Source organism: Bradyrhizobium genosp. L, from assembly GCF_015624485.1.
Lineage (GTDB): Bacteria > Pseudomonadota > Alphaproteobacteria > Rhizobiales > Xanthobacteraceae > Bradyrhizobium.
Genome location: NZ_CP061378.1, coordinates 1,876,601 through 1,899,071 on the forward strand (window position 1 = coordinate 1,876,601; position 22,471 = coordinate 1,899,071).

Consider the following 22,471-nt stretch of genomic DNA (forward strand, 5'->3'; position numbering starts at 1 on the left):
GCCTGGCGACATCGCCGGGGATGGACGGCGCAGGGGAGCGCCGCTAACGTCGGTCGCGTCAAACAAGAAGCCAGGGCCGGGTCCTGCACGGACCGACAAGGCCGTCAAACGAGGACATCGTCATGCTCAAGCTCTATACTGCGCCGGGCACCTGCGCGCTCGCCTCCCACATCGCGCTCGCCGAGGCCGGCGCGCCCTACACGATCGAGCGGCTCGACTTCAAGGTAAACCAGCAGAACAGCCCCGAATATCTCAAGATCAACCCGAAGGGACGCGTGCCGACGCTGGTGACCGATCAGGGCGTGCTGACCGAGACGCCGGCGATGCTGGCCTACATCGCGCAGACCTTTCCGCAAGCGAAGCTCGCGCCGCTCGACGACGCCTTCGCGTTCGCAAAACTGCAATCCTTCAATTCCTATCTCTGTTCGACCGTGCATGTCTGTCACGCCCACAAGATGCGCGGCGCGCGCTGGGCGACGCAGGAGACCTCGTTCGCCGACATGAAGTCGATGATCCCGAAGACCATGGGCGCCTGCTTCAACCTGATCGAGCGCGACATGTTGAAAGGGCCGTGGGTGATGGGCGACGACTACACGGTCGGCGACGCCTATCTCTACACGCTGACGTTGTGGCTCGACGGCGACGGCGTCGACATCGCGACCCTGCCGAAGGTGAAGGCGCATCGCGCGGCGATGGAAAGCCGCCCGGCGGTGCAGAAGGTGCTTGCAGAGCAGAAGGCGTAAGGCGCACAGCGTAAGTCAAACCCTCAATGTCGTCCCGGCGAAGGCCGGGACCCATAACCACGAGACTCCGTTGTGGCGCGACGCTGGAGCCACAGCTTTGTTCCCGCAATGCAGAGTGGTGGTTATGGGTCCCGGCCTTCGCCGGGACGACGTGGAGAGAGTACGCGTCGAACCTAAGCCTTCCGCTTCGCCAACTCCCGACCCGTGTCCAGCATCAGCCTGCGCAGCCAGATCGAGCCGGGGTCCATCTGGGCGCGTGTCGGATAGAACATGTGCTGCTCGTCGAGGCCGGGATCGAGCGGCGGGGTCACGGTGACCAGCGACAACTGCCTGGACAGCGCTGCGATCAGCCGGCGCGGCACGAAGGCTATGAGGTCGGTGCGCGCGGTGACGTGCAGCGCCTCGATATAGCCGGGCACCACCAGCGCGATCCGGCGCTCGATGCCCTTGCTGCGCAGCCAGGTGTCGATCAGATCCTCGTTCTGGCCGCGGATCACCACGGCGACGTGGCGCGCGGCGAGGAACGTCTCGCGCGTCTTCAGTTTGGCTCCCGCCGGATGGCCGCGCCGCACCGCGAGCGCGTCGCTGTCGGTATACAGCAACTGGCGATGAAAGCCCTTGAAGGCGTTGCCGATCGAGATCACGAGGTCGATGGTGCGGGCGAACTCCGCCGTGAAGATCGCAGGCCCCCGCCACGGTACCACGTCGATGGTGACGTTCGGCGCGGCGAGCGTCACCTTTTCCATCAGCCGCGGCATCAGCAGTTCGACCGCGAGATCCGGCATCATCAGCCGGAAGTGCCGGTCGCTGCGCGCGGCGTCGAAATCGTCAGGTACGAACAGCGCGCGCACCTGGTCGAGCGCCTGCGCCAGCGGTGCGCGCAAGGCAAGCGCCCGCGGCGTCAATTCCATCCGCGCGCCGTTGCGCACCAGCAGCGGATCGCCGACCAGGTCCCGCAGGCGCTGCAGTGCGTGGCTGGTCGCCGGCTGCGACAGACGCAGCCGCAATGCGGCGCGGCTGACATTGGCTTCCTTCAGCAGCGCGTCGAGCGCGACCAGCAGATTGAGATCGAGCGAACTGAAATTCATGGAGCGAATATATATCATAGCAACTATCGATTGGAAGAATGGACGCCGGCGCGGCATGGATGGGATCGCCAACCATCGATGGAGACGTGCCATGAGCGCAGCCGACAACAAGAAACTGGTGCAGGAGATGTTTGCGATCGCGGGCGACCCCGATCCCGCGGTGCGCGAGACATCGCTGTTCATGCAGAAGCTCGCCGACGACGCGACCTGGACCGTGACCGGGCAGTATTCCTGGTCGCGCACCTTCACCGGCAAGCAATCGATCCTGAAGGACCTGCACGGCCATGTCCGCTCGCGCCTGGTCGAGCGCGGCCGCACCATCGCCCATCGCTTCATCGCCGACGGCGACATCGTCGCGGTCGAGGCCAAGGGCAACAACCTCACCAGGGAGGGCCAGCGCTACGACAACGACTATTGCCTGGTGCTGCGCTTCGAGGACGGCAAGATCAAGGAGGTGAGGGAATATTGCGACTCGGTGCTGACCGAGAAGGCGTTGGGGCCGTTTCCGGCGGCGCCGGCTCGGACAGCAGGCTAGGATCTGGCCCGGGCCAAGGCGGGATCGTCGGCCGGTGGTGCTTGATCATTGACCGGCGGACCTTCGTCCCGTTCGAAATCTCGCCGCAGCCCGCGGGTCCAAATGTAGGCGGCAAGAAACCCGCAGACCGCACCATAGATCATCGCGGATATCGCAATGGCTTTGGCACCCTGGGCCTGGCCCATGGCGGCGCCGACCTGATCGCCCACAGAACTGAGCAGGTTGATTATCTTGTCGATGTGGACGAGGCTGAGGCCCAGGATGATCTTTGTGAGCCAATCGGAGACGTCTTCGAGATTTGTATTGGGCCGATACCGATGCGTGGTCCCGCCGGCAGCGTTGAGCACGGCTTTCGGTATGCTGAACAAGAATCCGCTGATCGTCCCGGCGAAAAACGCGGCAGCCGAAGCGAACCAAAGCAGACAAAAGGTGCGGATGCCTGTGCGGTAGTCCGCTTCTGCCATCATTCCATAGACCGCCTCAACGATCCAGCCGCCCATTACGGAGTAGATATACCATCGCGCCGCAAACTCCCCGTTGGCGCGTCTCTCGTTGGCGGAATTTCTCTCATCGCTAAGGCGACTGCGATATGCATTCAACATTTGCCGTATCCGGTGGCGAATTTGCCGTCCCTCGATCATGGCTGAAAGCGTAGTACGCAATCTGTAGTAGTGCATCACCCAGCTGGGTGACAGCGTTCTGCCCGTGAAACAAAAACGGCGCCCGCGAGGGCGCCGCAGTAATATCCATGTGATGGTGTTTCACGCCACCTTGTTCTTGAGGTGTCCGAACATGATGCCGCGGGCCTCCTCGTCCATCTCGGCCTTGAAGGTGTGCTTGTCCTTCAGCGCGTTGGCGCGCGCAGCGGCCGGGCGCGCCGAGATCTCGTCGAGCAGCCGCTTCACGTTCGGATATTTCGCGAAGCCGTCCTCGCCGAGGATGAAGGTTGCCATCCGTACCCAGCCCCAGAATGCCATGTCGACGATCGAATAGGCGTCGCCGACCATGTAGCGCTGCTTGGCGAGGTGATCGTCGAGGATCTTGTAGTGGCGATGCGCCTCGTACTGGTAGCGGTTATGCGCGTAGTCGAGGTCCTTCGGCGCGAAATGCTTGAAGTGCACCGCCTGACCGGAATATGGGCCGACGCCGGTCGCGATGAACATCAGCCAGGACAGGGTCGCGGCCCGGTTGGCCGGGGTGTTGGCCGGCAGGAACTTGCCGTGCTCCTCGGCGAGGTAGAGCAGGATGGCGTTGCTGTCGAACACGAAGATGCCGTCGTCGTCGATCGCCGGCACCTTGCCGTTCGGGTTGACCTTCAGGAAGTCGGGCGCGAACTGCTCGCCCTTCCGGGTGTCGACCGGGATCGCCTCGAAAGGCAGGCCGGACTCTTCGAGGAACAGCGCCACCTTCATCGGGTTCGGCGCGCCGTTGAAATAGAATTTGATCATGAAGGGACTCCCTTTGGATTTACGACCGACGTCATCGGGATGCGGCGGGGGGAAGGCCGCAGGCGGCCCTTCATGCGCAAATTTCGCGGCTGCGCGCAAGCGACGAGTTTGTGACTCAGGGGCGCGTGGCGCGCCGGTCAGCCGAAATAGAGACCGGCCGCACCGATAGCGACCAGCGCCAGCCCCGCGATCTCCAGCACGGCCGCGGAGCGGGTCGCGGCATGCAGGTGGGAGGCCTGTGTCGCGCGCTCGGAGCCCCGCGCGACACCGTGGACGATGATGCCTTCGTTGAATTCGCTGTGCGCCTCGAGGCCAAGAGTGAGGCCGACGCTGACCAGCAGGATGCCGAAAACGACCAGGCCGAAGAATCCCAACAGGCCGATCAGCAGCATCGGAAACATGCCGAGCAGAAAGACCGGCAGAAGCGGCACCAGCAGAAACGCCTCGGATTGTTTGCGCATGGCGGCGATCAATCGAAAAATGGCGAGTATTTGCTAGAGGTAGGTCGCGTCGCGCCAATATCAAGGTGGGTGTATTTATCATCGTCATTCCGGGGCTCGCGAAGCGAGAGCCCGGAATCCATCAAGCCGCAGAATTGATGGAGCAATGGATTCCGGGCTCGCGCCAAGGGGCGCGCCCCGGAATGACGAAGGAGGGCCTCAGCCCGCAACCATCCCGGAGCGGATCTCGGCGCGCAGCTCGTCGATCAGCCTGAGGCCGGTCTTGGTCTCGACGTGCCAGAAAGTCCAGCCATTGCAGGCTTCGGACCCCTGCGCGACCGCGCCCATGCGATGGATCGAGCCGACCTTGTCGCCGAGCATGACGGCACCATCGGCGCGGACCAGCGCGCCATGGCGCTTCTTGGCGTCGACCAGCTTTGCGCCGGGCAGGATCATGCCGCGCTCGATCAGTTCGGAGAACGCGACGCGAGGCGCCTCGCGCGCGGTCATGAACGGCGCCAGCGTCGCTTCGGGCAGCGGCTCGATCGCGGCGATCCGTGCTTCGGCGGCAGCCGCATAGGTCTTGTCGCGCTCGAAGCCGATATAGCTGCGGCCGAGACGCTTGGCCACCGCACCGGTCGTGCCGGTACCGTTGAACGGATCGACCACGAGATCGCCGGGCTTCGACGATGACAGCAACACGCGCGCCAGAAGCTGTTCGGGCTTCTGCGTCGGATGCACCTTCTTGCCGTCGCCGTCCTTGAGACGCTCTTCGCCGGTGCACAGCGGGATCAGCCAGTCGGAGCGCGCCTGCACGTCCTCATTGGCCGCCTTCAGCGCCTCGTAATTGAACGTGTAGCCCTTCGCCTTCTCGTCGCGCGCGGCCCAGATCATGGTCTCATGCGCGTTGGTGAAGCGGCGGCCGCGGAAGTTCGGCATCGGGTTCGACTTGCGCCACACGATGTCGTTCAGCAGCCAGAAGCCGAGGTCCTGCATCACCGCGCCGACGCGGAAGATGTTGTGATAGGAGCCGATCACCCACAGCGTCGCCGACGGCTTCATCACGCGGCGGCAAGCGAGCAGCCAGGCGCGGGTGAAATCGTCGTAGGCGGCGAACGAGGTGAACTTGTCCCAGTCGTCGTCGACGGCGTCGACATGCGATTCGTCGGGACGCTTCAGTTCGCCCTTCAGCTGCAGATTATAGGGAGGATCTGCGAACACCAGGTCGACCGAGCCGGCCGGAAGCTTCGACAACTCGGCCACGCAATCGCCAATGACGATTCGGCTCGACGGGGCACTCTCAAATTTAGTGCGGGGCGCCTTTGCAGACGCCCCGCGACGCGACACAACCATGACTCAAGAACTCTGACTCAGGCGACGCTGTCGGCGACGCGGGACTAAACAACCGACTGACCACACATTGACCGGGCAAAGTAAAAATCGACTTAATTGGAAATTGTCGCGCAACAGATTGGCGCGACTTTCGAACGGCGCGATTTATCGCCGCGCATGCGCATGGTGTCGTGCGTCCGAATGACTGCGAGATGAATGCGTCGATCATCAAACCGGCACGATTTGGCCGGTAAACTTCATCGCAACGCGAACCGGCTGCGCCGCACCGATCGCACGTCAACACACTAGGCAATTTTTGCCGGGCGGGTTATTGCTTAACAGAATGGAAATTTTACGTTGGTGGGTCCCACATTGGGGCACCGACGGGAATGAAGGAAGGGAAATCGCCATGCGCTATGATGACTTCCGCCGCAGCGACGACATCGAGGACCGTCGCGACGACAGTGGAGGCGGTGGTGGTGGCGGCTTCGGCCTTCCGATGGGCGGCGGTGGCGGGCTCGGCATCGGCACCGTCATCGTGCTCGGCCTGATCGGCTATGCCTTCGGCATCGACCCGCGCGTGCTGATCGGCGGCGCCGAGATCCTGACCGGTGGTGGCCAGTCGTCGACCTACCAGACCGACCGCCAGGCGTCGGGCGGCCAGGTCAAGCGCGGCGCGCCGACCGACGAGATGGGCTCCATGATCTCGGGCATCCTGGGTGAGATCGACGATCGCTGGAGCGAGATCTTCCAGGCCTCCGGCCAGAGCTACACCGGTCCGAAGGTGGTGCTGTTCCGCAACGTCACCAATGGCGGCCGTTGCGGCAGGGCGGAATCGGCGATGGGGCCGTTCTACTGTCCGCCGGACAAGACCATCTTCCTCGACACCGGTTTCTTCCGCGAGGTCGAGACCCGCTTCCGCGGCTGCTCGGGCAACGCCTGCAAGTTCACCGCGGCCTATATCATCGCGCATGAGGCGGGCCATCACGTGCAGAACCTGCTCGGCATCCTGCCGCGCGTGACGCGGCTGCAGCAGCAGGCCGGCAGCAAGGCCGAGTCCAACGCCTTGCAGGTCCGGGTCGAGTTGCAGGCCGACTGCCTGTCCGGCGTCTGGGTCAACCGCGAGGAAAGGAAGCGGCCCGGCTTCCTCGAAGCCGGCGACATCGACGCCGCGCTGACCACCGCGAATGCGATCGGCGACGACACGCTGCAACGCCAGGCCACCGGCAGGGTGGTGCCCGACTCCTTCACCCACGGCTCCGCCGCGCAGCGCAAGCAATGGTTCATGACCGGCTACCAGCAGGGCACCGTGCAGGCGTGCAATACGTTCGGGAATAACGGTTGAGATCCACGGGTGGTTTTGGCTGTCATGGCCGGGCTTGTCCCGGCCATCCACGTCTTTATCTCTGATAGAGTGTGAAGACGTGGATGCCCGGGACAAGCCCGGGCATGACGAGAAGAAGCAGTCATGTCCTCGATCGACGAATCCAAAACCTTCATCCCGCTCAGCATCGCGGTGCTGACGATCTCCGACAGCCGCACGCTGGCGGATGACAAGTCGGGCACCACGCTCGCCGACCGCCTCACCGCCGCCGGTCACAAGCTTGCCGCGCGCGAGATCGTCACCGACGATGTCGAGGCGATTCGTGATGTGATCCGGCGCTGGATCGCCGATCCGGGTATCGATGCCGTCATCACCACCGGCGGCACCGGCTTCACCGGCCGCGACGTGACGCCGGAGGCGGTCGAGCCGTTGTTCGAGAAGCGGATGGACGGTTTCTCGATCGCCTTCCACATGCTGAGCCACGCCAAGATCGGGGCATCGACGATCCAGAGCCGCGCCGCCGCGGGCGTCGTCGGCGCGACCTTCATCTTCTGCCTGCCCGGCTCGCCCGGCGCCTGCCGCGACGGCTGGGACGGCATTCTGGCCGCGCAGCTCGACTACCGCACGCAGCCCTGCAATTTCGTCGAGATCATGCCGCGGCTCGACGAGCATCTGCGCCGCCCGAAGGCGAAGGGGGCGAGCGCGTAACCCACCGTCATTCCGGGGCGCGCCCCTTGGCGCGAGCCCGGAATCCATCGGGCCGCACCACTGGAGGCGAAATGGATTCCGGGCTCGCGCTTCGCGCGCCCCGGAATGACGAGCCCCCACTGACGATTCCGATCACTGCGCGCCACAACGCTCGAACGGCATGGCGATACGCTTCTTCACGCAGCGCGTGAGCCTTCCGCGTGTAGAATGTGATGAGCTCCGCCGTCACGCGCCGCGCGTCGTCGCGGCGCTGCGGCTTCATAGCTCCATCTCCCAGGTCTCGCCGACCAGATCGACGCCGAAGCTGTGGTGCCGCTCTTCCTTGACACGGCGGAAGCCGGTGCGGGCGTAGATGCCGCGCGCGGCGAGCAGGATGCTCTGGGTCCACAGCGTCATCGTCTTGTAGCCCCGCTCGCGTGCGCCGCGAATGCATTGCTCGACCAGCGCCTTGCCGACGCCGAGCCCGCGCGCCTTCTCCTCCACCAGCAGCAGGCGCAGTTTTGCAACGCCGTCGCCGCCGTCGACGAGGAAGATCGAGCCGGCCGGCTCGCCGTCGACCTCGGCGATCCAGCAATGCTCGCGCGCCGGATCGAACGAGCGGATGAATTGCGCGCAGATCTCGGCGACCAGCGCCTCATAGCTGATGTTCCAGCCATACTCCTCCGCATAGGCGCGGCCCTGCCGCGAGATCACCCAGCCGATGTCGCCGACCCTGTGGCTGCGCAGCAGGAAGCCGGCCGGCTTTTCCGTCGGTGGCGCCAGCACCCGCTCGATCGTGCCCATGGCCTGGACCACGGCAGCACGGCTTTCGCCGTCGAGGTTGTCCAGCATCGCCGCGACCTCGTCGTGCGAGGCGCGATCGAGCTTGGCAAACGCCTGCCGTCCCTTGGCGGTGAGGTTGAGCCGGATCTGCCGGCGGTCGCTCGGCAGCGGCTTGCGGGCGATCAGCCCGTCGTCGTCGAGCTTCTGAACGATGCGGCTGAGATAGCCGGCATCGAGGCCGAGCTCGATGCCGAGATCCCGTGCCGCCGCGTCCTCGCGATGGGCGAGCTCGTACAGCACCCGCGCCTCGCTCAGCGAGAACGGGCTCTGCAACAGATGCTGGTCGAGCACGCCGAGCTTGCGGGTATAGAAGCGGTTGAAGCCGCGCACGGCGGCGACCTGGTCGTTGCTGTCAGTCATGGCACACCTCGATATTTGCCATTGTCAAATAATTATTTGACTTTGGCAAGTATCTTGACAGCTACGCGACCATGATCCGGCTGCGCAGCATGGTGCGGGAGGAGCGGCCGAGCCGGCGCAACAGCCGGGCCTCTGAGCGGGGCGCATCCGGCCGGTAGCCGCCGAGCCGGTCGTAATGCTCGCGCGCGATCAGGAGGCCCTGCTCGGCCGAGGGCCCCGCGATCATCCGGGCGACGAATTTGAGGCCGTCGCGCAGGCCGGGATCGTTGTAGGGCGAGCGGGCGTAGCGGAAGATGCCGGCGCGGTCCTTGCCGCTGGCTGCGACCATCTGGATGAATTGGGTGGTCTCCTCGATCCAGCCCGGATCGAGCACCGCGCCCGGATGCAGGAACATCAGCCAGGGCGAACGGGCCTGCTTTGCGCCCGCCGCCAGCGCTGCGGCACGGCTGCCCTCGAACCGCACGAAGCGGCAACCGGCGACGTCGGCGACCCGCTCGATCACGTCGGTATTGGTGCGGTCGACCAGCAGCACCTCGCGGATCACGCCCGCCGCCGCGCCCGGCACCAGCGCCGCCAGCGTCGCGACCGCGCTGCGTTCGACCCCGTCGGTTGGAATGATCACGCTCAGCATTGAGGCTTCGTTGGCTCAAACGGTGGAAAAACCGCGCTGTGTTATCACCATGTCATATTCAAAGCAGCCTTCTCGCCTGCAGTTTTTTGCAGCATCGCATCTGTGGATTTTCTCCGCGCTCGTTCTTGATTTGTTCTCAAGCTGTGTTAGCTTCACGGCATGAGCAGAGCATCCTCTCATGCCCTCAGGCACCCGCCGGCAACGGCGCCCTCCGATAACCCGGCGGGTGCCCCTTCCCCTGTTCCCGCCCCTGTTCCTGCCCCTTTTCCCGAGCTTGCGGTCGCGATCGAGCGCGAGCGGCGGCGCGGCCGCGGCGCGGAGTCCAACGCCTCGGGTCGCTACGAGGCCGAGGCGCGCGTTGCCTTCGACGACGGCTGGCAGAGCCTGGAAGACCTGCCGCCGTTCCAGACCACGGTGGCGCTCGACACCTCGCGCAAGGTGATCACCCGCAACGAGTCGCCCGATATCGGCTTCGACCGCTCGATCAATCCCTATCGCGGCTGCGAGCACGGCTGCGTCTACTGCTTCGCGCGACCGACCCATGCCTATCTCGGCCTGTCGCCGGGGCTTGACTTCGAGTCCAAGCTGTTCGCGAAGCCCGACGCGCCCGAGTTGCTGGAGAAGGAGCTCGCCGCGCCCGGCTACGAGGCGCGGATGATCGCGATCGGTACCAACACCGATCCCTATCAGCCGATCGAGCGCGAACGGAAGATCATGCGCGGCATTCTCGAGGTGCTGGAGCGCGCCGGCCATCCGGTCGGCATCGTCACCAAATCGGCGCTGGTGGTGCGCGACATCGATATTCTGGCGCGGATGGCCAAGCGCAATTTGGCCAAGGTCGCGCTCTCGGTGACGACGCTCGATCCGAAGCTCGCCCGCACCATGGAGCCGCGCGCGTCGACGCCGCCGAAGCGGCTCGAGGCGATCAAGCGGCTCGCGGACGCCGGCATCCCGACCACCGTGATGGTCGCGCCCGTGATCCCGGCGCTGAACGATTCCGAGATCGAGCGCATCCTCGATGCGGCGGCCCATGCCGGCGCAAAGGAGGCGAGCTATGTGCTGCTGCGGCTGCCGCTCGAGGTCCGCCACCTCTTTCGCGAATGGCTGATGTCGAATTATCCCGACCGCTACCGCCACGTCTTTACGCTGATCCGCGACATGCGCGGCGGCCGCGACTACGACTCGCAATGGGGCACGCGGATGAAGGGCACCGGCCCGATGGCCTGGATGATCGGCCGCCGCTTCGAGATCGCCTGCGAGAAGCTCGGCCTGAACAAGCGCCGCACCAAGCTCACCACCGACCATTTCGCCAAGCCGAAGCGCAATGGGCAGCAGTTGAGTTTGTTCTAGCCGAGATCCATCCGGGCTACGAAGAACAAGTAGGGAGTACGCCATGAGTAACACCCCGACCCCACGCTTCACCGTGCTCACCCTCGGCGTCAGCGACATGCGTGCCAGCATCGCGTTCTACGAAGCGCTCGGCTTCACCAGGAAGATGCGCGCGACCGGCGAGGAGGTCGCCTTCTTCGAGACCGGTGCCACCGTGCTCGGCCTGTTCCCGTGGCATCTGCTCGCGGCGGATGCCGCAATGCCCGATCAGCCGCGGCCGACCACGTTCCGCGGCGTGTCGATCGCCTGGAACTGTCGCGACGATGCCGAGGTCGATACCGTCATGGCCTTCGCACTCTCGAAGGGAGCGAAGCTGCTGAACCCGGCGCAGCCGACCAGCTATGGCGGCTATTGCGGCTATTTCGCCGATCCCGACGGCCACGCCTGGGAAGTGGTCCGCGCGCCGGGCTTTGAGGTCCGCGATGACCGGCGGGTGTCGATTCCGGATTAGCAAGGTCCGGCCGCGCCGGATTGGATAGCGGGGAAGGGTGGCAGGTTCCCGGTTGCGCAAGGACCGGCGCTTGATCACCATCCCCGCATGATTCGGGACAAGTCCAAGAACGCCTCCAAGAGCGAGAAAACGCCGACTGAGCTGGCCAAGCCTGCGAAGCGCATCGTGGTGCGGCCGAGCTTTCGGCGCGAGCGCGTGCTGATCAAGCGCGGGGTCTGGCCGATCGCCGGCTGCGACGAGGCCGGGCGTGGGCCGCTGGCCGGGCCGGTGGTCGCGGCCGCCGTGGTGCTCGATCCTGCCCGGATCCCAAAAGGCATCGACGATTCCAAGCGGCTGACCGCCGAACGCCGCGAGGAATTGTTCGAGGAGATCTGCGCCACCGCAGCGTTCTCGGTCGCGGTCGCCTCGCCGGCGCGAATCGATCGCGACAACATCCTCCGCGCCTCGCTGTGGGCGCTGGCGCGTGCGGTGCATGCGCTGCCCGAGATGCCGAAGCACGTCTTCGTCGACGGCCGCGACAAGCTCGCCACGCCCTGCGATTGCGAGGCGGTGATCGGCGGCGACGGCCTTGTGGTGTCGATCGCGGCCGCCTCGATCATCGCGAAAGTGACGCGCGACCGCCTGATGTGCGCCCTGGCACTGGATTGCCCCGGCTACGGTTTCGAGCAGCACAAGGGCTACGCCGTCCCCGAGCATCTCGAGGCACTGGACCGCCTCGGCCCCAGCACCCACCACCGCAGCTTCTTCGCCCCCGTCGTCGCCGCGCGGCTGAAGCATTTTCCGGTGCTGGCCGTGCCCGACCTGTTCACGGCGGATGTGGAAAGCGAAGCGGCGGCGTAGGTTCGGGTACGGCCGAGCCCCTTGCTCCCCTGTCATCGCCCGGCCTGTGCGCAATTGCGCACATTGGCCGGGCGACCCAGTATTCCAGAGACAGCCGTTCTCGAGCCGCGCCGTCGCAGCGTACTGAACGCCCTACCTGCGCGGGGGGACGACAGCTGTGTTTGGTTTTGCCGCGTGGGCGCATCGTACACCGTTGCCTCCACCGCCGCCGCCCGTTATCAACGCGCAAAGACCAGTCTGCGCCGCTGACACCGGTGGTTGGGGCATTTCAGGCGTTTCATGCGGTTTACCTCCCTGGTTGTCGAACTGATCCGCGCCCGGCCGCGGCTGGTGGTCTGGATCGTGGTGCTGGCGCAGGGGGCGATCTGGCTGCTGCTGCCGCTCATCGTCTACGGCAGCCCGCCCGGCGATCTCGCCACCGTGCTGGCGTTCGGCCGGGAATACCTGGTCGGCACCGATATGGGGCCGCCGCTGTCGTTCTGGCTCGCCGACATCGCCTTCCGCGCCGCCGGCAACCACATGTTCGGCGTCTATCTGCTGGCGCAGGCCTGCGAGGTCGCGACCTTCGTCGTCTTCTATCAGCTGGCGCGCGCCATCGTCGGCGGTCCGCAGGGCGTGCTCGCGGTGCTGCTGTCGATGACGGTGGTGGTGTTCTCCTCGCCGAGCGTCGAGTTCGGCCCGCTGATCCTGGCGCGCCCGCTCTGGGCGCTGCTGCTGCTGCACTCCTGGCAGTTGATCGGGCAGAACCGGCGCAGCGCCTGGTTCGCCTGGTCGATCGATTGCGGCCTGCTGCTGCTGACCACGCCGGCGGCGATCGGCATGATCCTGCTGGTCGCGGGCTTCGCGCTCGCCACCGCGCGCGGCCGCCGCATGCTGACCTCGATCGATGCGCTCTACGCGCTGATCGTCGTGGTCGTGCTGGCGCTGCCTTATCTGGTCTGGCTGGTCCGTGCCGATGCGATCGCGCTGCCGCCGTTGCCGGCGATCGCCGATCTCGGCGCCCGCACCATGCGCTGGGGCGTGGTGCTCGGCGGGCTGATCGTGGCGACGGCCGCCATCGTGGTGCTGGCGATCGCAAATTCGCGCTGGTTTGCCCGCGGCGCCGACGATGCGCCGATCATCTATCGTCCATCGATCAGTCCGCTGGCGCAGCAGTTCGTCTATGTCTTCGCGTTCGCGCCGGCGATCGCCGGCAGCTTCGTCTCCGGCCTGTTCAATCTCGACCGCTCGTTCGGCGGCGCCGGCGTGGCGCTCTTGATGTCGGGGCTCGCGGTCGTGGTCGCGACCGGCGATTTGATCGCGCTGCGGCGGCAGCGCTTCCTGCGCTCGGTGTGGGCGTTTGCGATCGCAGCTCCGGCCGCGCTGGCGCTCGCGATCGCGCTGTTCCTGCCCTGGGTCGGCACCACGGAGGTGCCGACCTCGCTGCCGGCGGCCGCGATCGGCCGCTTCTTCGACGACAGTTTCGAGCGCCGCACCAACCTGCGCCTGCGCGCGGTGGCCGGCGATCCCGAGATCGCCAGCCTGATCGCGCTGGACCGGCGCCGGCCGCATCTCTTGCTCGACGCCGCACCACAGCGGACGCCGTGGCTGTCGCCGGCAAAATTCAACGAGACCGGCGGCGTCGTGGTCTGGCGCGCTCAGGACACCGCCGGCACGCCGCCGCCCGAGCTCGCGCAGCGCTTCCCCGGCCTGGTGCCGGAAGTGCCGCGCGCATTCGACCGGCTGGTCAACGGCAGGCAGCCGGTGTTGCGGATCGGCTGGGCCATCGTGCGGCCGAAGGGATGAAATCTTGTAGGCGCGTAGGATGGGTAGAGCGTAGCGAAACCCATCATTTCAACGCGCGGCACGAAGGTGATGGGTTTCGCTACGCTCTACCCATCCTACGAAGATGCTGGCGTATTCGCCGCCTGCAACGCCTTCGCGATCGCGCGCAAATCCAGCCACGACATCTTCTTGTAGGACGGCGAGCGCAGCAGATAGGCCGGGTGGAAGGTGGCGATGGCGCGGATCGTGCGGGTGCCGGTGTCGTAGTCCTGCCACTTGCCGCGCGTGCGCATGATGCCTTCGCGGGTCGACAGCAGCGCCTGCGTCGAGGGATTGCCGAGCGTCACCAGCACGTCGGGATTCACCAGCTCGATCTGGCGCTGGATGAAGGGCAGGCAGATCTGCGTCTCCTGCGGCGTCGGCGTGCGGTTGCCGGGCGGGCGCCACGGGATCACGTTGGCGATGTACACCTTGTTGCGATCGAGCCCGATCGCCGCGATCATGCGGTCGAGCAGTTTGCCGGAGCGGCCGACGAAGGGCAGGCCTTCGATGTCCTCATCGCGGCCGGGCGCCTCGCCGACGAACATCACGCGCGCTTGCGGATTGCCGTCGGCGAACACCAGCTTGGTCGCGGTGTGCTTCAGCGCGCAGCCGTCGAACGTCTCCATCAATCCGCGCAGCGCTTCAAGCGTCGGCGCGGTGCGCGCGGCTTCGCGCGCGGACGCGATCGCGGCATCCGGCGCCGCCGTGATTTCGCTGCGCGGAACTGATGGCATCGGTACCGGCGCGGGCCGCAGCGGATTGAGCGCGACAGGGGGCCGCGGCGCGGCGGGCGCGGGAACCGCGTCCGGCTCCGCCAGGCGGTTGATCGGTTCATCGCCAAGCGCGCAATCGACCCCGGCCTCGAGGTAAAAGGCCAGCAATTGCTTCAGCGTAGGGGCGGGTTCGGGCGTCAGGGCCATGGCGCCCCAGATTTAGGACAGAATGGGCGCGGGCGAAACGGCCGGAAGCGCAATTCCGTGGTTGTCCTTCCCTGAAAAATCGGAAACAACGACCTGAGAAAAGCTTAGAAGCGTTCTTGATGGGCTGAGACAAGATCATGAGTGAAGACCAGAACGTCGATTTGCCCCCGCGCGAATCCATGGAATTCGACGTCGTCATCGTCGGCGCCGGCCCCTCGGGCCTGTCGGCGGCGATCCGGCTCAAGCAGCTCAATCCCGAGCTGTCGATCGTCGTGGTGGAGAAGGGCTCCGAGGTTGGCGCGCATATCCTGTCGGGCGCGGTGATCGATCCCGCCGGCCTCGACAAGCTGGTGCCTGACTGGCGCGAGGATGCCGACTGTCCGCTGAAGACCCAGGTCAAGACCGACCGCTTCTACTGGGCGACGTCGCAAGGCTGGTTCCGCATCCCGAACTTCATCATGCCGCCGTTGATGAACAACCATCACTGCTACATCGGCTCGCTCGGTAATATCTGCCGCTGGCTGGCGCCGAAGGCCGAGGCGCTCGGCGTCGAGATCTATCCGGGTTTTGCGGCCGCCGAAGTGCTCTATGACGACAAGGGCGCGGTGCGCGGCATCGCCACCGGCGACATGGGCATCGCCAAGGATGGTTCGCACAAGGATTCCTACACCCGCGGCATGGAGCTGCTCGGCAAGTACACGCTGTTCGCCGAGGGCGCGCGGGGCTCGCTGTCGAAGCAACTGATCGCGCAATTCAAGCTCGACGCCAACAGCGAGCCGCCGAAGTTCGGCATCGGCTTGAAGGAAGTCTGGCAGATCGATCCGGCCAAGCACAAGAAGGGCCGGGTGCAGCATACGCTCGGATGGCCGCTGAACGACAAGACCGGCGGCGGCTCGTTCCTCTATCACTACGACGACAACCGCGTCGCGGTCGGCTTCGTCGTGCACCTGAACTACAACGACCCCTATCTGTCGCCGTTCGACGAATTCCAGCGCATCAAGACACATCCCGACATCCGCGAGCTGTTCGAGGGCGGCAAGCGGCTCGCCTATGGCGCGCGCGCCATCACCGAAGGCGGCTACCAGTCGGTGCCGCGGCTGTCGTTCCCTGGCGGCGCGCTGATCGGCTGCGCCGCGGGCTTCGTCAACGTGCCGCGCATCAAGGGCGTCCACAATGCGATGGGCTCCGGCATGCTCGCCGCCGAGCATGTCGCAGCCGCGCTCGGCGCCGGGCGCGCCAATGACGAGCTGGTCGAGTACGAAAATGCCTGGCGCTCGTCGGCGATCGGCAAGGACCTGTTCAAGGTCCGCAATGCCAAGCCGCTGCTGTCGAAGTTCGGCAATCTGCTCGGCACGGTGCTCTCCGGCTTCGACATGTGGTGCAACACGCTCGGCTTCTCGCTGTTCGGCACCCAGTCGCACGCCAAGCCCGACCGCAAGACGCTCGATCCGTCCAAGCAGCATCAGCCGATCACCTACCCGAAGCCGGACGGCAAGATCTCGTTCGACAAGCTGTCGTCGGTGTTCCTGTCCAACACCAACCATGAGGAGGACCAGCCGGTCCATCTCAAGGTCGCCGACATCAATTTGCAGAAGACCTCCGAGCACGACGTGTTCGCCGGTCCCTCCAACCGCTATTGCCCGGCCGGCGTCTATGAATGGGTCGAGGAGGGCGCGAGCCCGCGCTACCAGATCAACGCCCAGAACTGCGTCCATTGCAAAACCTGCGACGTGAAGGACCCCAACGGCAACATCACCTGGGTTCCCCCGGAAGGCGGCGGCGGCCCGAATTACGAGGCGATGTGATCGCACGCACGTTTGCGTGAGGCGCCGCGGCGTTTCCGCGGCACCCTTCTGTTTCCCAACGCGATTGTGCGGATGGCGGCCACGATACCGCCACAGTAGAAGCGTCTTGCGGGGGCAGGCTGGCTGGATCGGCGGGCCCAAGAGCCTACCTACAAGAGCCCTACCTAAGGGCCTAATCTGCCAATTGATTCGTCATGCCTATCCTTGCGGTTGAACGCCAAAAGCGGCATTGTCGGCGGCTGTGATGCCGCCGCTTGGGTTCGCATTTTGAAGCTGATCGCAAGCAGGATCTCGTCCGAAGATCTTGGCCAACAAATCCCTGGAGCAAGGCGACCGTGATGCTGTCCACCCGTTTCAACCGCCTGACGATTGCTGTTGTCGCCGCTGCCGCGCTCGCCATGCCGGCGCAGTTGCTGGCGCAAACGCCCGAGCATCCCGCCGACAATGCGGCGCAATTCCCGACCAAGAACGACCTGAAGGCGCTGACCACGGCCGGCAGCTATCTGGCGGCCCGCCACGCCAGCGTCGAGCGCGATGCGACCTCGGCCGCGGCGTTCTACCGCTCCGCGCTGCGCACCGACCCGAAGAACTCGGAGCTGCTCGACCGCGCCTTCATCTCCTCGCTCGCCGACGGCGACATCGACGAGGCGGTCAGGCTCGCCGAGCGCATCCTGACCCAGGACAAGTCCAACCGCGTCGCGCGCCTCGTCATCGGCGTGCGCGACCTCAAGGCCAAGAAATACGGACCCGCGCAGTCCAACATCAACCAGTCGATCCGCGGCCCGATCACCGACCTGGTGGCGACGCTGCTGTCGGCCTGGGCGGCCTATGGCGCCGGCGATGCCAAGGGCGCGGTCGCCAGCATCGACAAGCTGACCGGGCCGGAATGGTACCCGATCTTCAAGGACCTCCACGCCGGCATGATCCTCGAACTGTCCGGCAAGGAGAAGGACGCCGGCGCCCGCCTCGAGCGGACCTTCAAGCTCGACGACACGGCGCTGCGCACGGTCGACGAATATGCGCGCTGGACCTCGCGCAACAAGGATGCCGCGGCCGCGACCGCGATGTACGAGGCGTTCGACAAGAAGCTGCCGCGCCATCCGCTGATCCTCGATGGCATCAAGGAGACCAAGGCCGGCAAGAAGCTGCCGCCGCTGGTCGATTCACCGCAGGCCGGCGCGGCCGAGGCGCTCTACGGCATCGGCGCGATGATCACCCGGCGCGGCGGCGAGGACCTCGCGCTGGTCTATTTGCAGCTTGCGCTCTATCTGCAGCCCAACCATCCGATGGCGCTGCTCTCGCTCGCCGATCTCTACGAATCGGTGAAGAAGCCGCAGATGGCGATCAAGATCTATGAGCGGATGCCGGCGTCGTCGCCGCTGAAGCGCAACGCGCAGATCCAGCTCGCGACCAATCTCGACGCCGCCGACCGCGGCGACGAGGCGATCAAGATCCTGAAGGAGGTCACCGCCGACCAGCCAAAGGACATCGAGGCGATCATGGCGCTCGGCAATGTCGAGCGCGGCCGCAAGAAGTTCGCCGACTGCGCCACCACCTATTCGCAGGCGATCGACGCGCTGCCGGCCGCCGGCGGCGACAAGAACGCCTGGGTCACGTACTACTATCGCGGCATCTGCGAGGAGCGCTCCAAGCAGTGGACCAAGGCTGAGGCCGATATGCGCAAGGCGCTCGAGCTGCAGCCCGAGCAGCCGCACGTGCTGAACTATCTCGGCTATTCCTGGATCGACCAGGGCACCAACCTCGATGAAGGCATGAAGATGATCAAGCGGGCCGTCGATCAGCGGCCCGACGACGGCTACATCGTGGATTCGCTCGGCTGGGCCTATTACCGCATCGGCAATTACGACGAGGCGGTGAAGAACCTCGAGCGCGCGATCGATCTGAAGCCGGAAGATCCGACCATCAACGACCATCTCGGCGACGCCTATTGGCGCGTCGGCCGCACCCTGGAAGCCAAGTTCCAGTGGGCCCATGCGCGCGACCTCAAGCCCGAGCCGGAAGAGCTGCCGAAGATCGAGGCCAAGATCCAGAACGGCCTTCCCGAAGACAACTCACCCGCCGCCGCCTCCGCCGACAAGAAGAAGGACGACGACGGCAAGGGCGGCTAGGAGGCGAAGCTAAGGTTTAGAATGAGATCGTCATGCCCGGGCTTGTCCCGGGCATCCACGTCTTGGCCTCCAGGTGGAGGAAGACGTGGATGGCCGGGACAAGCCCGGCCATGACGGTGGGGATGGCGCCGACGGCGTGTCCGACCCCGGAATTTCTGCCCAAACAAAGGGATAGGATCGTGGTGCGATTTCCTGTAATCGCATCACGAGCTTTGTTTTTGAGGGATTTTCCGCCGTGCCGGCGCTTGTTGAAGAAGGACGTGCCAAGGTCAACCTGACGCTGAGAGTGGTCGGGCGGCGCGTCGATGGATTTCATGATCTCGAAAGCGTGGTCGCGTTCGCCGATTGCGCCGATCGGCTGACGCTCGAGCCGGACGAAGCGCTCGGTCTGACGATGGAAGGTCCGCTGGCGGACGCCTGCGGCGATACCTCAGACAATCTGGTGCTCAAGGCGGCACGCCTGCTCGGCGAGCGCGTCGCCGATCTCAGGGTCGGCCACTTCACGCTTGAGAAGGTGCTCCCGGTCGCGGCCGGCGTCGGCGGCGGCTCGGCCGATGCCGCGGCTGCGCTGCGGCTGTTGGCACGACTCAATGAACTCGCGCTCGACGATTCCAGGATCATGGAAGTCGCGCTCAAGACCGGCGCCGACGTGCCGGTCTGCGTCGCCTCGCGCGCGGCCGACATGACCGGCGTCGGCGAGGGCTTGCTGCCGCTCGATCTGCCGAAGCTGCCCTGCGTGCTGGTCAATCCGCGCCGACCGGTCGCGACCAGGGATGTCTTCAATGCGCTCGGCCTGCGCAACGGCGAGCTCCTGATCGGCGCCACCGATGTCATGATGCAGGGGCCGTCCTGGCCGGAGTCCGGCTGCGCCATCGACGAATGGATCGCGGCCCTGGGACGCGGCAGCAACGATCTCGAAGCTCCCGCCGCGCGGATCGAGCCCGTCATCAGCGACGTGCTCTCGGCGTTGCGCGCAGCCGGCAACGTCCGCCTCGTCCGCATGTCCGGCTCCGGCGCAACCTGCTTTGCGATCTTCGCCGATGACGCAGCCGCCCGGTCCGCGGGCGAAGCGCTGCGTGCCGCGCATCCCGGCTGGTGGGTGCATGCCGGCACGCTGAGCTGAGCTTTTCCCCTCGTCATTCCGGGGCGCGCCTCTTGGCGCGAGCCCGGAATCCATTTCTCCGCCATGACACGGTCCAATGGATTCCGGGCTCATCGCGTCGCGATGCCCCGGAATGACGAGGGGTGCGACAAAATAACCCGACGGGCAACTCAGCGAAACCTGTCAATCCGTCTCGATAAAATTAATTCGTTTTATCAGAATGATGATTTGTGTTATAGAGTTCTCGTCTCACCCGATCGAGGGGCGCTTCGCGGTCGTCATCAGCGCGGTGTGAGATGCAGTGGACGCCGAACGTGCCAGTGACGACAGCACGCGAGGCGGACGGCGAAATCGTGCAGGCCTGACGTCCTAGTGGCAGATGTCCCTCGCAAGACGCGTAAGCGTCTTGTCGAGCGCAAAAGCCCAGTCTCGCCGGGGCGAGCACGTATAAGCCGTAACCCATCGCGCAGGGAAAGCCGGGTTGTTCCCGGTTACACCTGTGGTCCTACTCCCGTGCTTTTTGTTGCACGGGACCCATGGGTGCAATCGGCACCCGGCTTTCCCTGCGCCCTCTGCAAAACGGAGAGGGCGGAACGACAAGCAAAGCTCGGGCAAAACATGCCGCGAGGACGCGAAGCTGTATCCTCATCCACACCTGTCATCGCCCGATTTAATCGGGCGACCCAGTACGCCGCGGCCCATCGGCTCAAGCACGACTGCCTCTGGAATACTGGATCACCCGCATGCGCGGGTGACGACACCGCGTTGTTTGGCAACCGTCGCAAAACCGAAGTCGCAGCCCCACACACCCCGCCGGGCAGCGTTGCGCGGCGGATTGCTTGGCAAGGCAAACTCCCTTTGTCATAACAGGACGAACAACAACGTTGCGCGTGCGGGCCCGTTTCGGAATCCGCCGGCAGCCGAAAGAGCCGGGAGGATGCCATGGCCAACACCAAAGTTCTCGCCACCGATCTCGAATTCCCCGAAGGTCCGGTCGTGCTGCCCGACGGCTCGGTCGTGCTGGTCGAGATCCGCGGCCAGCGGCTGACGCGGGTTTATCCCGACGGACGCAAGGAGATCGTCGCGAAGGTCCCGGGCGGCCCGAACGGCGCGGCGCTCGGTCCCGACGGAAAAATCTACATCTGCAACAATGGCGGCTTCTCCTGGATTCCGACCGGCAAGATGATCATGCCGGGGCCGCAGCCGGGCGATTACCTCGGCGGCTCGATCCAGCGCGTCGACCTGCAATCCGGCAAGGTCGAGACCGTGGTGACGAAATGCGGTGAGCATGAATTGCGCGGGCCGAACGACCTGGTGTTCGACAAGCACGGCGGGCTGTGGTTCTCCGATCTCGGCAAGCGCCGCGCCCGCGACATGGATGTCGGCGCGTTCTATTATCTGAAGCCCGGCATGAGCGAGATCGTGGAAGCCGTGCACGGTATCCTGCCGGCCAACGGCATCGGCCTGTCGCCGGACGAGAAGACCGTCTACATCGCGGAGACGCCGACCGCGCGGCTGTGGGCCTATGAGGTCTCCGAGCCCGGCACCATCAAGCCGCGCGACGTGATCTATCGCGGCGAGCGTGGCAAGCCGATCGCGGGCCTCGGCGGCTACCAGATGTTCGATTCGCTCGCGGTCGAAGCATCAGGCAATGTCTGCGTCGCGACCCTGATCTCCGGCTGCATCTCGGTGATCGCGCCCGACGGCACGCTGGTGGAGCAGGTGCCGACCGGCGACCGCGTCACCACCAACATCGCCTTCGGCGGCCCCGAGCTGAAGACCGCCTACATCACGCTCTCGGGCAAGGGCGAGCTGGTCGCGATGGACTGGCCGCGGCCGGGGTTGCCGCTCAACTTCCTCAACAAATGACGATCGCGCGAACGCTATCGTCATTCCGGGGCATCGCGCAGCGATGAACCCGGAATCTCGAGATTCCGGGTCTGGTGCTTCGCACCATCCCGGAATGACAACGGATGGAGAAGCGTAATGCCCTGGCTCGAACCGGTCACCCTGCGCGGCGAACATGCGCGGCTCGAACCGCTGTCGCACGACCACCTTGCCGGCCTGACCGAGGCCGTGAAGGACGGTGAGCTGTCAAATCTCTGGTACACGGCGATCCCGAAGCCGGAGAACATGGCCAAGGAGATCGACCGCCGGCTCGGCCTGCAAGCCGCGGGCTCGATGCTGCCATTCACGGTGTTCGACACCGCGGGCAAGATCTCCGGCATGAGCACCTATATGAATGTCGACGCGTCGAATCGCCGCGTCGAGATCGGCTCGACCTGGTACGCCAAGCGGGTGCAGCGCAGCGCGGTCAACACGCAGTGCAAACTGCTGCTGCTCACCCATGCGTTCGAGAAACTCGACTGCATCGCGGTCGAGTTCCGTACCCATTTCTTCAATCACGCGAGCCGCCGCGGCATCGAGCGTCTTGGTGCGAAGCAGGACGGCATTCTGCGCAGCCACCAGATCGCGCCGAACGGCACGTTGCGCGACACCGTGGTTTACAGCATCATCGCCAGCGAGTGGCCGACGGTGAAGGCACATCTCAATTATCAACTCAACGATAAGCCGCGCTCGTAGCGCGCCAGAAGCGGG

The 22,471-nt window shown here is 65.4% G+C and carries 21 protein-coding genes; 13 read left to right on the top strand and 8 right to left on the bottom strand.

Annotated elements, in window-relative coordinates:
• Nucleotides 1-122 precede the first annotated feature (122 nt).
• Nucleotides 123-743 carry a glutathione S-transferase family protein gene (locus IC762_RS08760; protein ID WP_195788404.1) on the top strand — a complete coding sequence of 207 codons (621 nt, stop codon included), beginning with the start codon at nucleotides 123-125 and terminating at the stop codon, nucleotides 741-743.
• Between the two features lie 173 nt (nucleotides 744-916).
• On the opposite strand, the gene IC762_RS08765 is transcribed toward IC762_RS08760, so the two are convergent.
• Nucleotides 917-1,831: a LysR family transcriptional regulator gene (locus IC762_RS08765; RefSeq protein ID WP_195788405.1), complete on the bottom strand. Its 915-nt coding sequence runs from the start codon at nucleotides 1,829-1,831 to the stop codon at nucleotides 917-919.
• A gap of 91 nt (nucleotides 1,832-1,922) precedes the next feature.
• Here IC762_RS08765 and IC762_RS08770 point away from each other — a divergent pair, with 91 nt between their 5' ends.
• Nucleotides 1,923-2,366 (top strand): nuclear transport factor 2 family protein, encoded by a 444-nt coding sequence (locus IC762_RS08770; protein ID WP_195788406.1) that lies wholly within the window; start codon nucleotides 1,923-1,925, stop codon nucleotides 2,364-2,366.
• Here IC762_RS08770 and IC762_RS08775 read toward each other — a convergent pair.
• From IC762_RS08775 to IC762_RS08790, 4 genes are all read right to left on the bottom strand, one after another.
• Nucleotides 2,363-3,043, bottom strand: a complete 681-nt coding sequence (locus IC762_RS08775) for a hypothetical protein (RefSeq protein WP_210338428.1) — start codon at nucleotides 3,041-3,043, stop codon at nucleotides 2,363-2,365. The two genes, IC762_RS08770 and IC762_RS08775, sit on opposite strands and share 4 nt — an antisense overlap.
• Nucleotides 3,044-3,127: 84 nt before the next feature.
• On the bottom strand, nucleotides 3,128-3,814 hold the full coding sequence (locus tag IC762_RS08780) for a glutathione S-transferase family protein (RefSeq protein ID WP_195788408.1): 687 nt from the start codon (nucleotides 3,812-3,814) through the stop codon (nucleotides 3,128-3,130).
• A 137-nt stretch (nucleotides 3,815-3,951) separates the two neighbouring features.
• Nucleotides 3,952-4,275, bottom strand: a complete 324-nt coding sequence (locus tag IC762_RS08785) for a hypothetical protein (protein ID WP_195788409.1) — start codon at nucleotides 4,273-4,275, stop codon at nucleotides 3,952-3,954.
• Nucleotides 4,276-4,473: 198 nt separating this feature from the next.
• Nucleotides 4,474-5,607: a site-specific DNA-methyltransferase gene (locus IC762_RS08790; RefSeq protein WP_195788410.1), complete on the bottom strand. Its 1,134-nt coding sequence runs from the start codon at nucleotides 5,605-5,607 to the stop codon at nucleotides 4,474-4,476.
• A gap of 388 nt (nucleotides 5,608-5,995) precedes the next feature.
• Here IC762_RS08790 and ypfJ point away from each other — a divergent pair, with 388 nt between their 5' ends.
• Together ypfJ and moaB are read left to right on the top strand one after the other, a co-directional pair.
• Nucleotides 5,996-6,931, top strand: coding sequence for a KPN_02809 family neutral zinc metallopeptidase (ypfJ, locus tag IC762_RS08795; protein WP_195788411.1), 936 nt, complete (start codon nucleotides 5,996-5,998; stop codon nucleotides 6,929-6,931).
• Nucleotides 6,932-7,054: 123 nt separating this feature from the next.
• On the top strand, nucleotides 7,055-7,618 hold the full coding sequence (gene moaB / locus IC762_RS08800; RefSeq protein ID WP_195788412.1) for a molybdenum cofactor biosynthesis protein B: 564 nt from the start codon (nucleotides 7,055-7,057) through the stop codon (nucleotides 7,616-7,618).
• Nucleotides 7,619-7,876: 258 nt separating this feature from the next.
• On the opposite strand, the gene IC762_RS08805 is transcribed toward moaB, so the two are convergent.
• Both IC762_RS08805 and IC762_RS08810 read right to left on the bottom strand, forming a co-directional pair.
• Nucleotides 7,877-8,800, bottom strand: coding sequence for a bifunctional helix-turn-helix transcriptional regulator/GNAT family N-acetyltransferase (locus IC762_RS08805; RefSeq protein WP_195788413.1), 924 nt, complete (start codon nucleotides 8,798-8,800; stop codon nucleotides 7,877-7,879).
• 61 nt (nucleotides 8,801-8,861) lie between these two features.
• Nucleotides 8,862-9,431 (bottom strand): glycosyltransferase, encoded by a 570-nt coding sequence (locus IC762_RS08810; protein ID WP_195788414.1) that lies wholly within the window; start codon nucleotides 9,429-9,431, stop codon nucleotides 8,862-8,864.
• A 159-nt stretch (nucleotides 9,432-9,590) separates the two neighbouring features.
• On the opposite strand from IC762_RS08810, the gene IC762_RS08815 reads away from it, so the two are divergent.
• The 4 genes from IC762_RS08815 to IC762_RS08830 all read left to right on the top strand — a co-directional run bounded on the left by IC762_RS08815 (nucleotide 9,591) and on the right by IC762_RS08830 (nucleotide 13,896).
• Nucleotides 9,591-10,781: a PA0069 family radical SAM protein gene (locus IC762_RS08815; RefSeq protein ID WP_195788415.1), complete on the top strand. Its 1,191-nt coding sequence runs from the start codon at nucleotides 9,591-9,593 to the stop codon at nucleotides 10,779-10,781.
• 43 nt (nucleotides 10,782-10,824) lie between these two features.
• Nucleotides 10,825-11,271 (top strand): VOC family protein, encoded by a 447-nt coding sequence (locus IC762_RS08820; RefSeq protein WP_195788416.1) that lies wholly within the window; start codon nucleotides 10,825-10,827, stop codon nucleotides 11,269-11,271.
• Between the two features lie 87 nt (nucleotides 11,272-11,358).
• Nucleotides 11,359-12,111: a ribonuclease HII gene (locus IC762_RS08825; RefSeq protein ID WP_195788417.1), complete on the top strand. Its 753-nt coding sequence runs from the start codon at nucleotides 11,359-11,361 to the stop codon at nucleotides 12,109-12,111.
• A 279-nt stretch (nucleotides 12,112-12,390) separates the two neighbouring features.
• Nucleotides 12,391-13,896 (top strand): glycosyltransferase family 39 protein, encoded by a 1,506-nt coding sequence (locus tag IC762_RS08830; RefSeq protein WP_195788418.1) that lies wholly within the window; start codon nucleotides 12,391-12,393, stop codon nucleotides 13,894-13,896.
• Nucleotides 13,897-13,991: 95 nt separating this feature from the next.
• Here IC762_RS08830 and IC762_RS08835 read toward each other — a convergent pair whose 3' ends face one another.
• Nucleotides 13,992-14,831 carry a uracil-DNA glycosylase gene (locus tag IC762_RS08835; protein ID WP_195790061.1) on the bottom strand — a complete coding sequence of 280 codons (840 nt, stop codon included), beginning with the start codon at nucleotides 14,829-14,831 and terminating at the stop codon, nucleotides 13,992-13,994.
• 143 nt (nucleotides 14,832-14,974) lie between these two features.
• Here IC762_RS08835 and IC762_RS08840 point away from each other — a divergent pair, with 143 nt between their 5' ends.
• From IC762_RS08840 to IC762_RS08860, 5 genes are all read left to right on the top strand, one after another.
• Nucleotides 14,975-16,642, top strand: a complete 1,668-nt coding sequence (locus IC762_RS08840; RefSeq protein WP_195788419.1) for an electron transfer flavoprotein-ubiquinone oxidoreductase — start codon at nucleotides 14,975-14,977, stop codon at nucleotides 16,640-16,642.
• A 338-nt stretch (nucleotides 16,643-16,980) separates the two neighbouring features.
• A complete protein-coding gene (locus IC762_RS08845; protein ID WP_195788420.1) occupies nucleotides 16,981-18,771 on the top strand; it encodes a tetratricopeptide repeat protein in 1,791 nt (596 codons plus the stop codon).
• 235 nt (nucleotides 18,772-19,006) lie between these two features.
• A complete protein-coding gene (locus tag IC762_RS08850) occupies nucleotides 19,007-19,894 on the top strand; it encodes a 4-(cytidine 5'-diphospho)-2-C-methyl-D-erythritol kinase (RefSeq protein ID WP_195788421.1) in 888 nt (295 codons plus the stop codon).
• Nucleotides 19,895-20,815: 921 nt separating this feature from the next.
• Nucleotides 20,816-21,742: an SMP-30/gluconolactonase/LRE family protein gene (locus IC762_RS08855; RefSeq protein WP_195788422.1), complete on the top strand. Its 927-nt coding sequence runs from the start codon at nucleotides 20,816-20,818 to the stop codon at nucleotides 21,740-21,742.
• 117 nt (nucleotides 21,743-21,859) lie between these two features.
• Nucleotides 21,860-22,456, top strand: a complete 597-nt coding sequence (locus IC762_RS08860) for a GNAT family N-acetyltransferase (protein ID WP_195788423.1) — start codon at nucleotides 21,860-21,862, stop codon at nucleotides 22,454-22,456.
• Nucleotides 22,457-22,471: the final 15 nt, after the last annotated feature.

What these genes read in the sequence shown, in the direction of transcription:
- IC762_RS08785 (WP_195788409.1), bottom strand. Translation starts at nt 4,275, where the DNA reads ATGCGCAAACAATCCGAGGCGTTTCTGCTGGTGCCGCTTCTGCCGGTC.
- IC762_RS08820 (WP_195788416.1), top strand. Translation starts at nt 10,825, where the DNA reads ATGAGTAACACCCCGACCCCACGCTTCACCGTGCTCACCCTCGGCGTC.
- IC762_RS08815 (WP_195788415.1), top strand. Translation starts at nt 9,591, where the DNA reads ATGAGCAGAGCATCCTCTCATGCCCTCAGGCACCCGCCGGCAACGGCG.
- IC762_RS08760 (WP_195788404.1), top strand. Translation starts at nt 123, where the DNA reads ATGCTCAAGCTCTATACTGCGCCGGGCACCTGCGCGCTCGCCTCCCAC.
- IC762_RS08810 (WP_195788414.1), bottom strand. Translation starts at nt 9,431, where the DNA reads ATGCTGAGCGTGATCATTCCAACCGACGGGGTCGAACGCAGCGCGGTC.
- IC762_RS08790 (WP_195788410.1), bottom strand. Translation starts at nt 5,607, where the DNA reads ATGGTTGTGTCGCGTCGCGGGGCGTCTGCAAAGGCGCCCCGCACTAAA.
- IC762_RS08830 (WP_195788418.1), top strand. Translation starts at nt 12,391, where the DNA reads ATGCGGTTTACCTCCCTGGTTGTCGAACTGATCCGCGCCCGGCCGCGG.
- IC762_RS08845 (WP_195788420.1), top strand. Translation starts at nt 16,981, where the DNA reads ATGCTGTCCACCCGTTTCAACCGCCTGACGATTGCTGTTGTCGCCGCT.
- IC762_RS08775 (WP_210338428.1), bottom strand. Translation starts at nt 3,043, where the DNA reads ATGCACTACTACAGATTGCGTACTACGCTTTCAGCCATGATCGAGGGA.
- IC762_RS08780 (WP_195788408.1), bottom strand. Translation starts at nt 3,814, where the DNA reads ATGATCAAATTCTATTTCAACGGCGCGCCGAACCCGATGAAGGTGGCG.
- moaB (WP_195788412.1), top strand. Translation starts at nt 7,055, where the DNA reads ATGTCCTCGATCGACGAATCCAAAACCTTCATCCCGCTCAGCATCGCG.
- IC762_RS08805 (WP_195788413.1), bottom strand. Translation starts at nt 8,800, where the DNA reads ATGACTGACAGCAACGACCAGGTCGCCGCCGTGCGCGGCTTCAACCGC.
- IC762_RS08765 (WP_195788405.1), bottom strand. Translation starts at nt 1,831, where the DNA reads ATGAATTTCAGTTCGCTCGATCTCAATCTGCTGGTCGCGCTCGACGCG.
- IC762_RS08770 (WP_195788406.1), top strand. Translation starts at nt 1,923, where the DNA reads ATGAGCGCAGCCGACAACAAGAAACTGGTGCAGGAGATGTTTGCGATC.
- IC762_RS08855 (WP_195788422.1), top strand. Translation starts at nt 20,816, where the DNA reads ATGGCCAACACCAAAGTTCTCGCCACCGATCTCGAATTCCCCGAAGGT.
- IC762_RS08840 (WP_195788419.1), top strand. Translation starts at nt 14,975, where the DNA reads ATGAGTGAAGACCAGAACGTCGATTTGCCCCCGCGCGAATCCATGGAA.
- IC762_RS08825 (WP_195788417.1), top strand. Translation starts at nt 11,359, where the DNA reads ATGATTCGGGACAAGTCCAAGAACGCCTCCAAGAGCGAGAAAACGCCG.
- ypfJ (WP_195788411.1), top strand. Translation starts at nt 5,996, where the DNA reads ATGCGCTATGATGACTTCCGCCGCAGCGACGACATCGAGGACCGTCGC.
- IC762_RS08860 (WP_195788423.1), top strand. Translation starts at nt 21,860, where the DNA reads ATGCCCTGGCTCGAACCGGTCACCCTGCGCGGCGAACATGCGCGGCTC.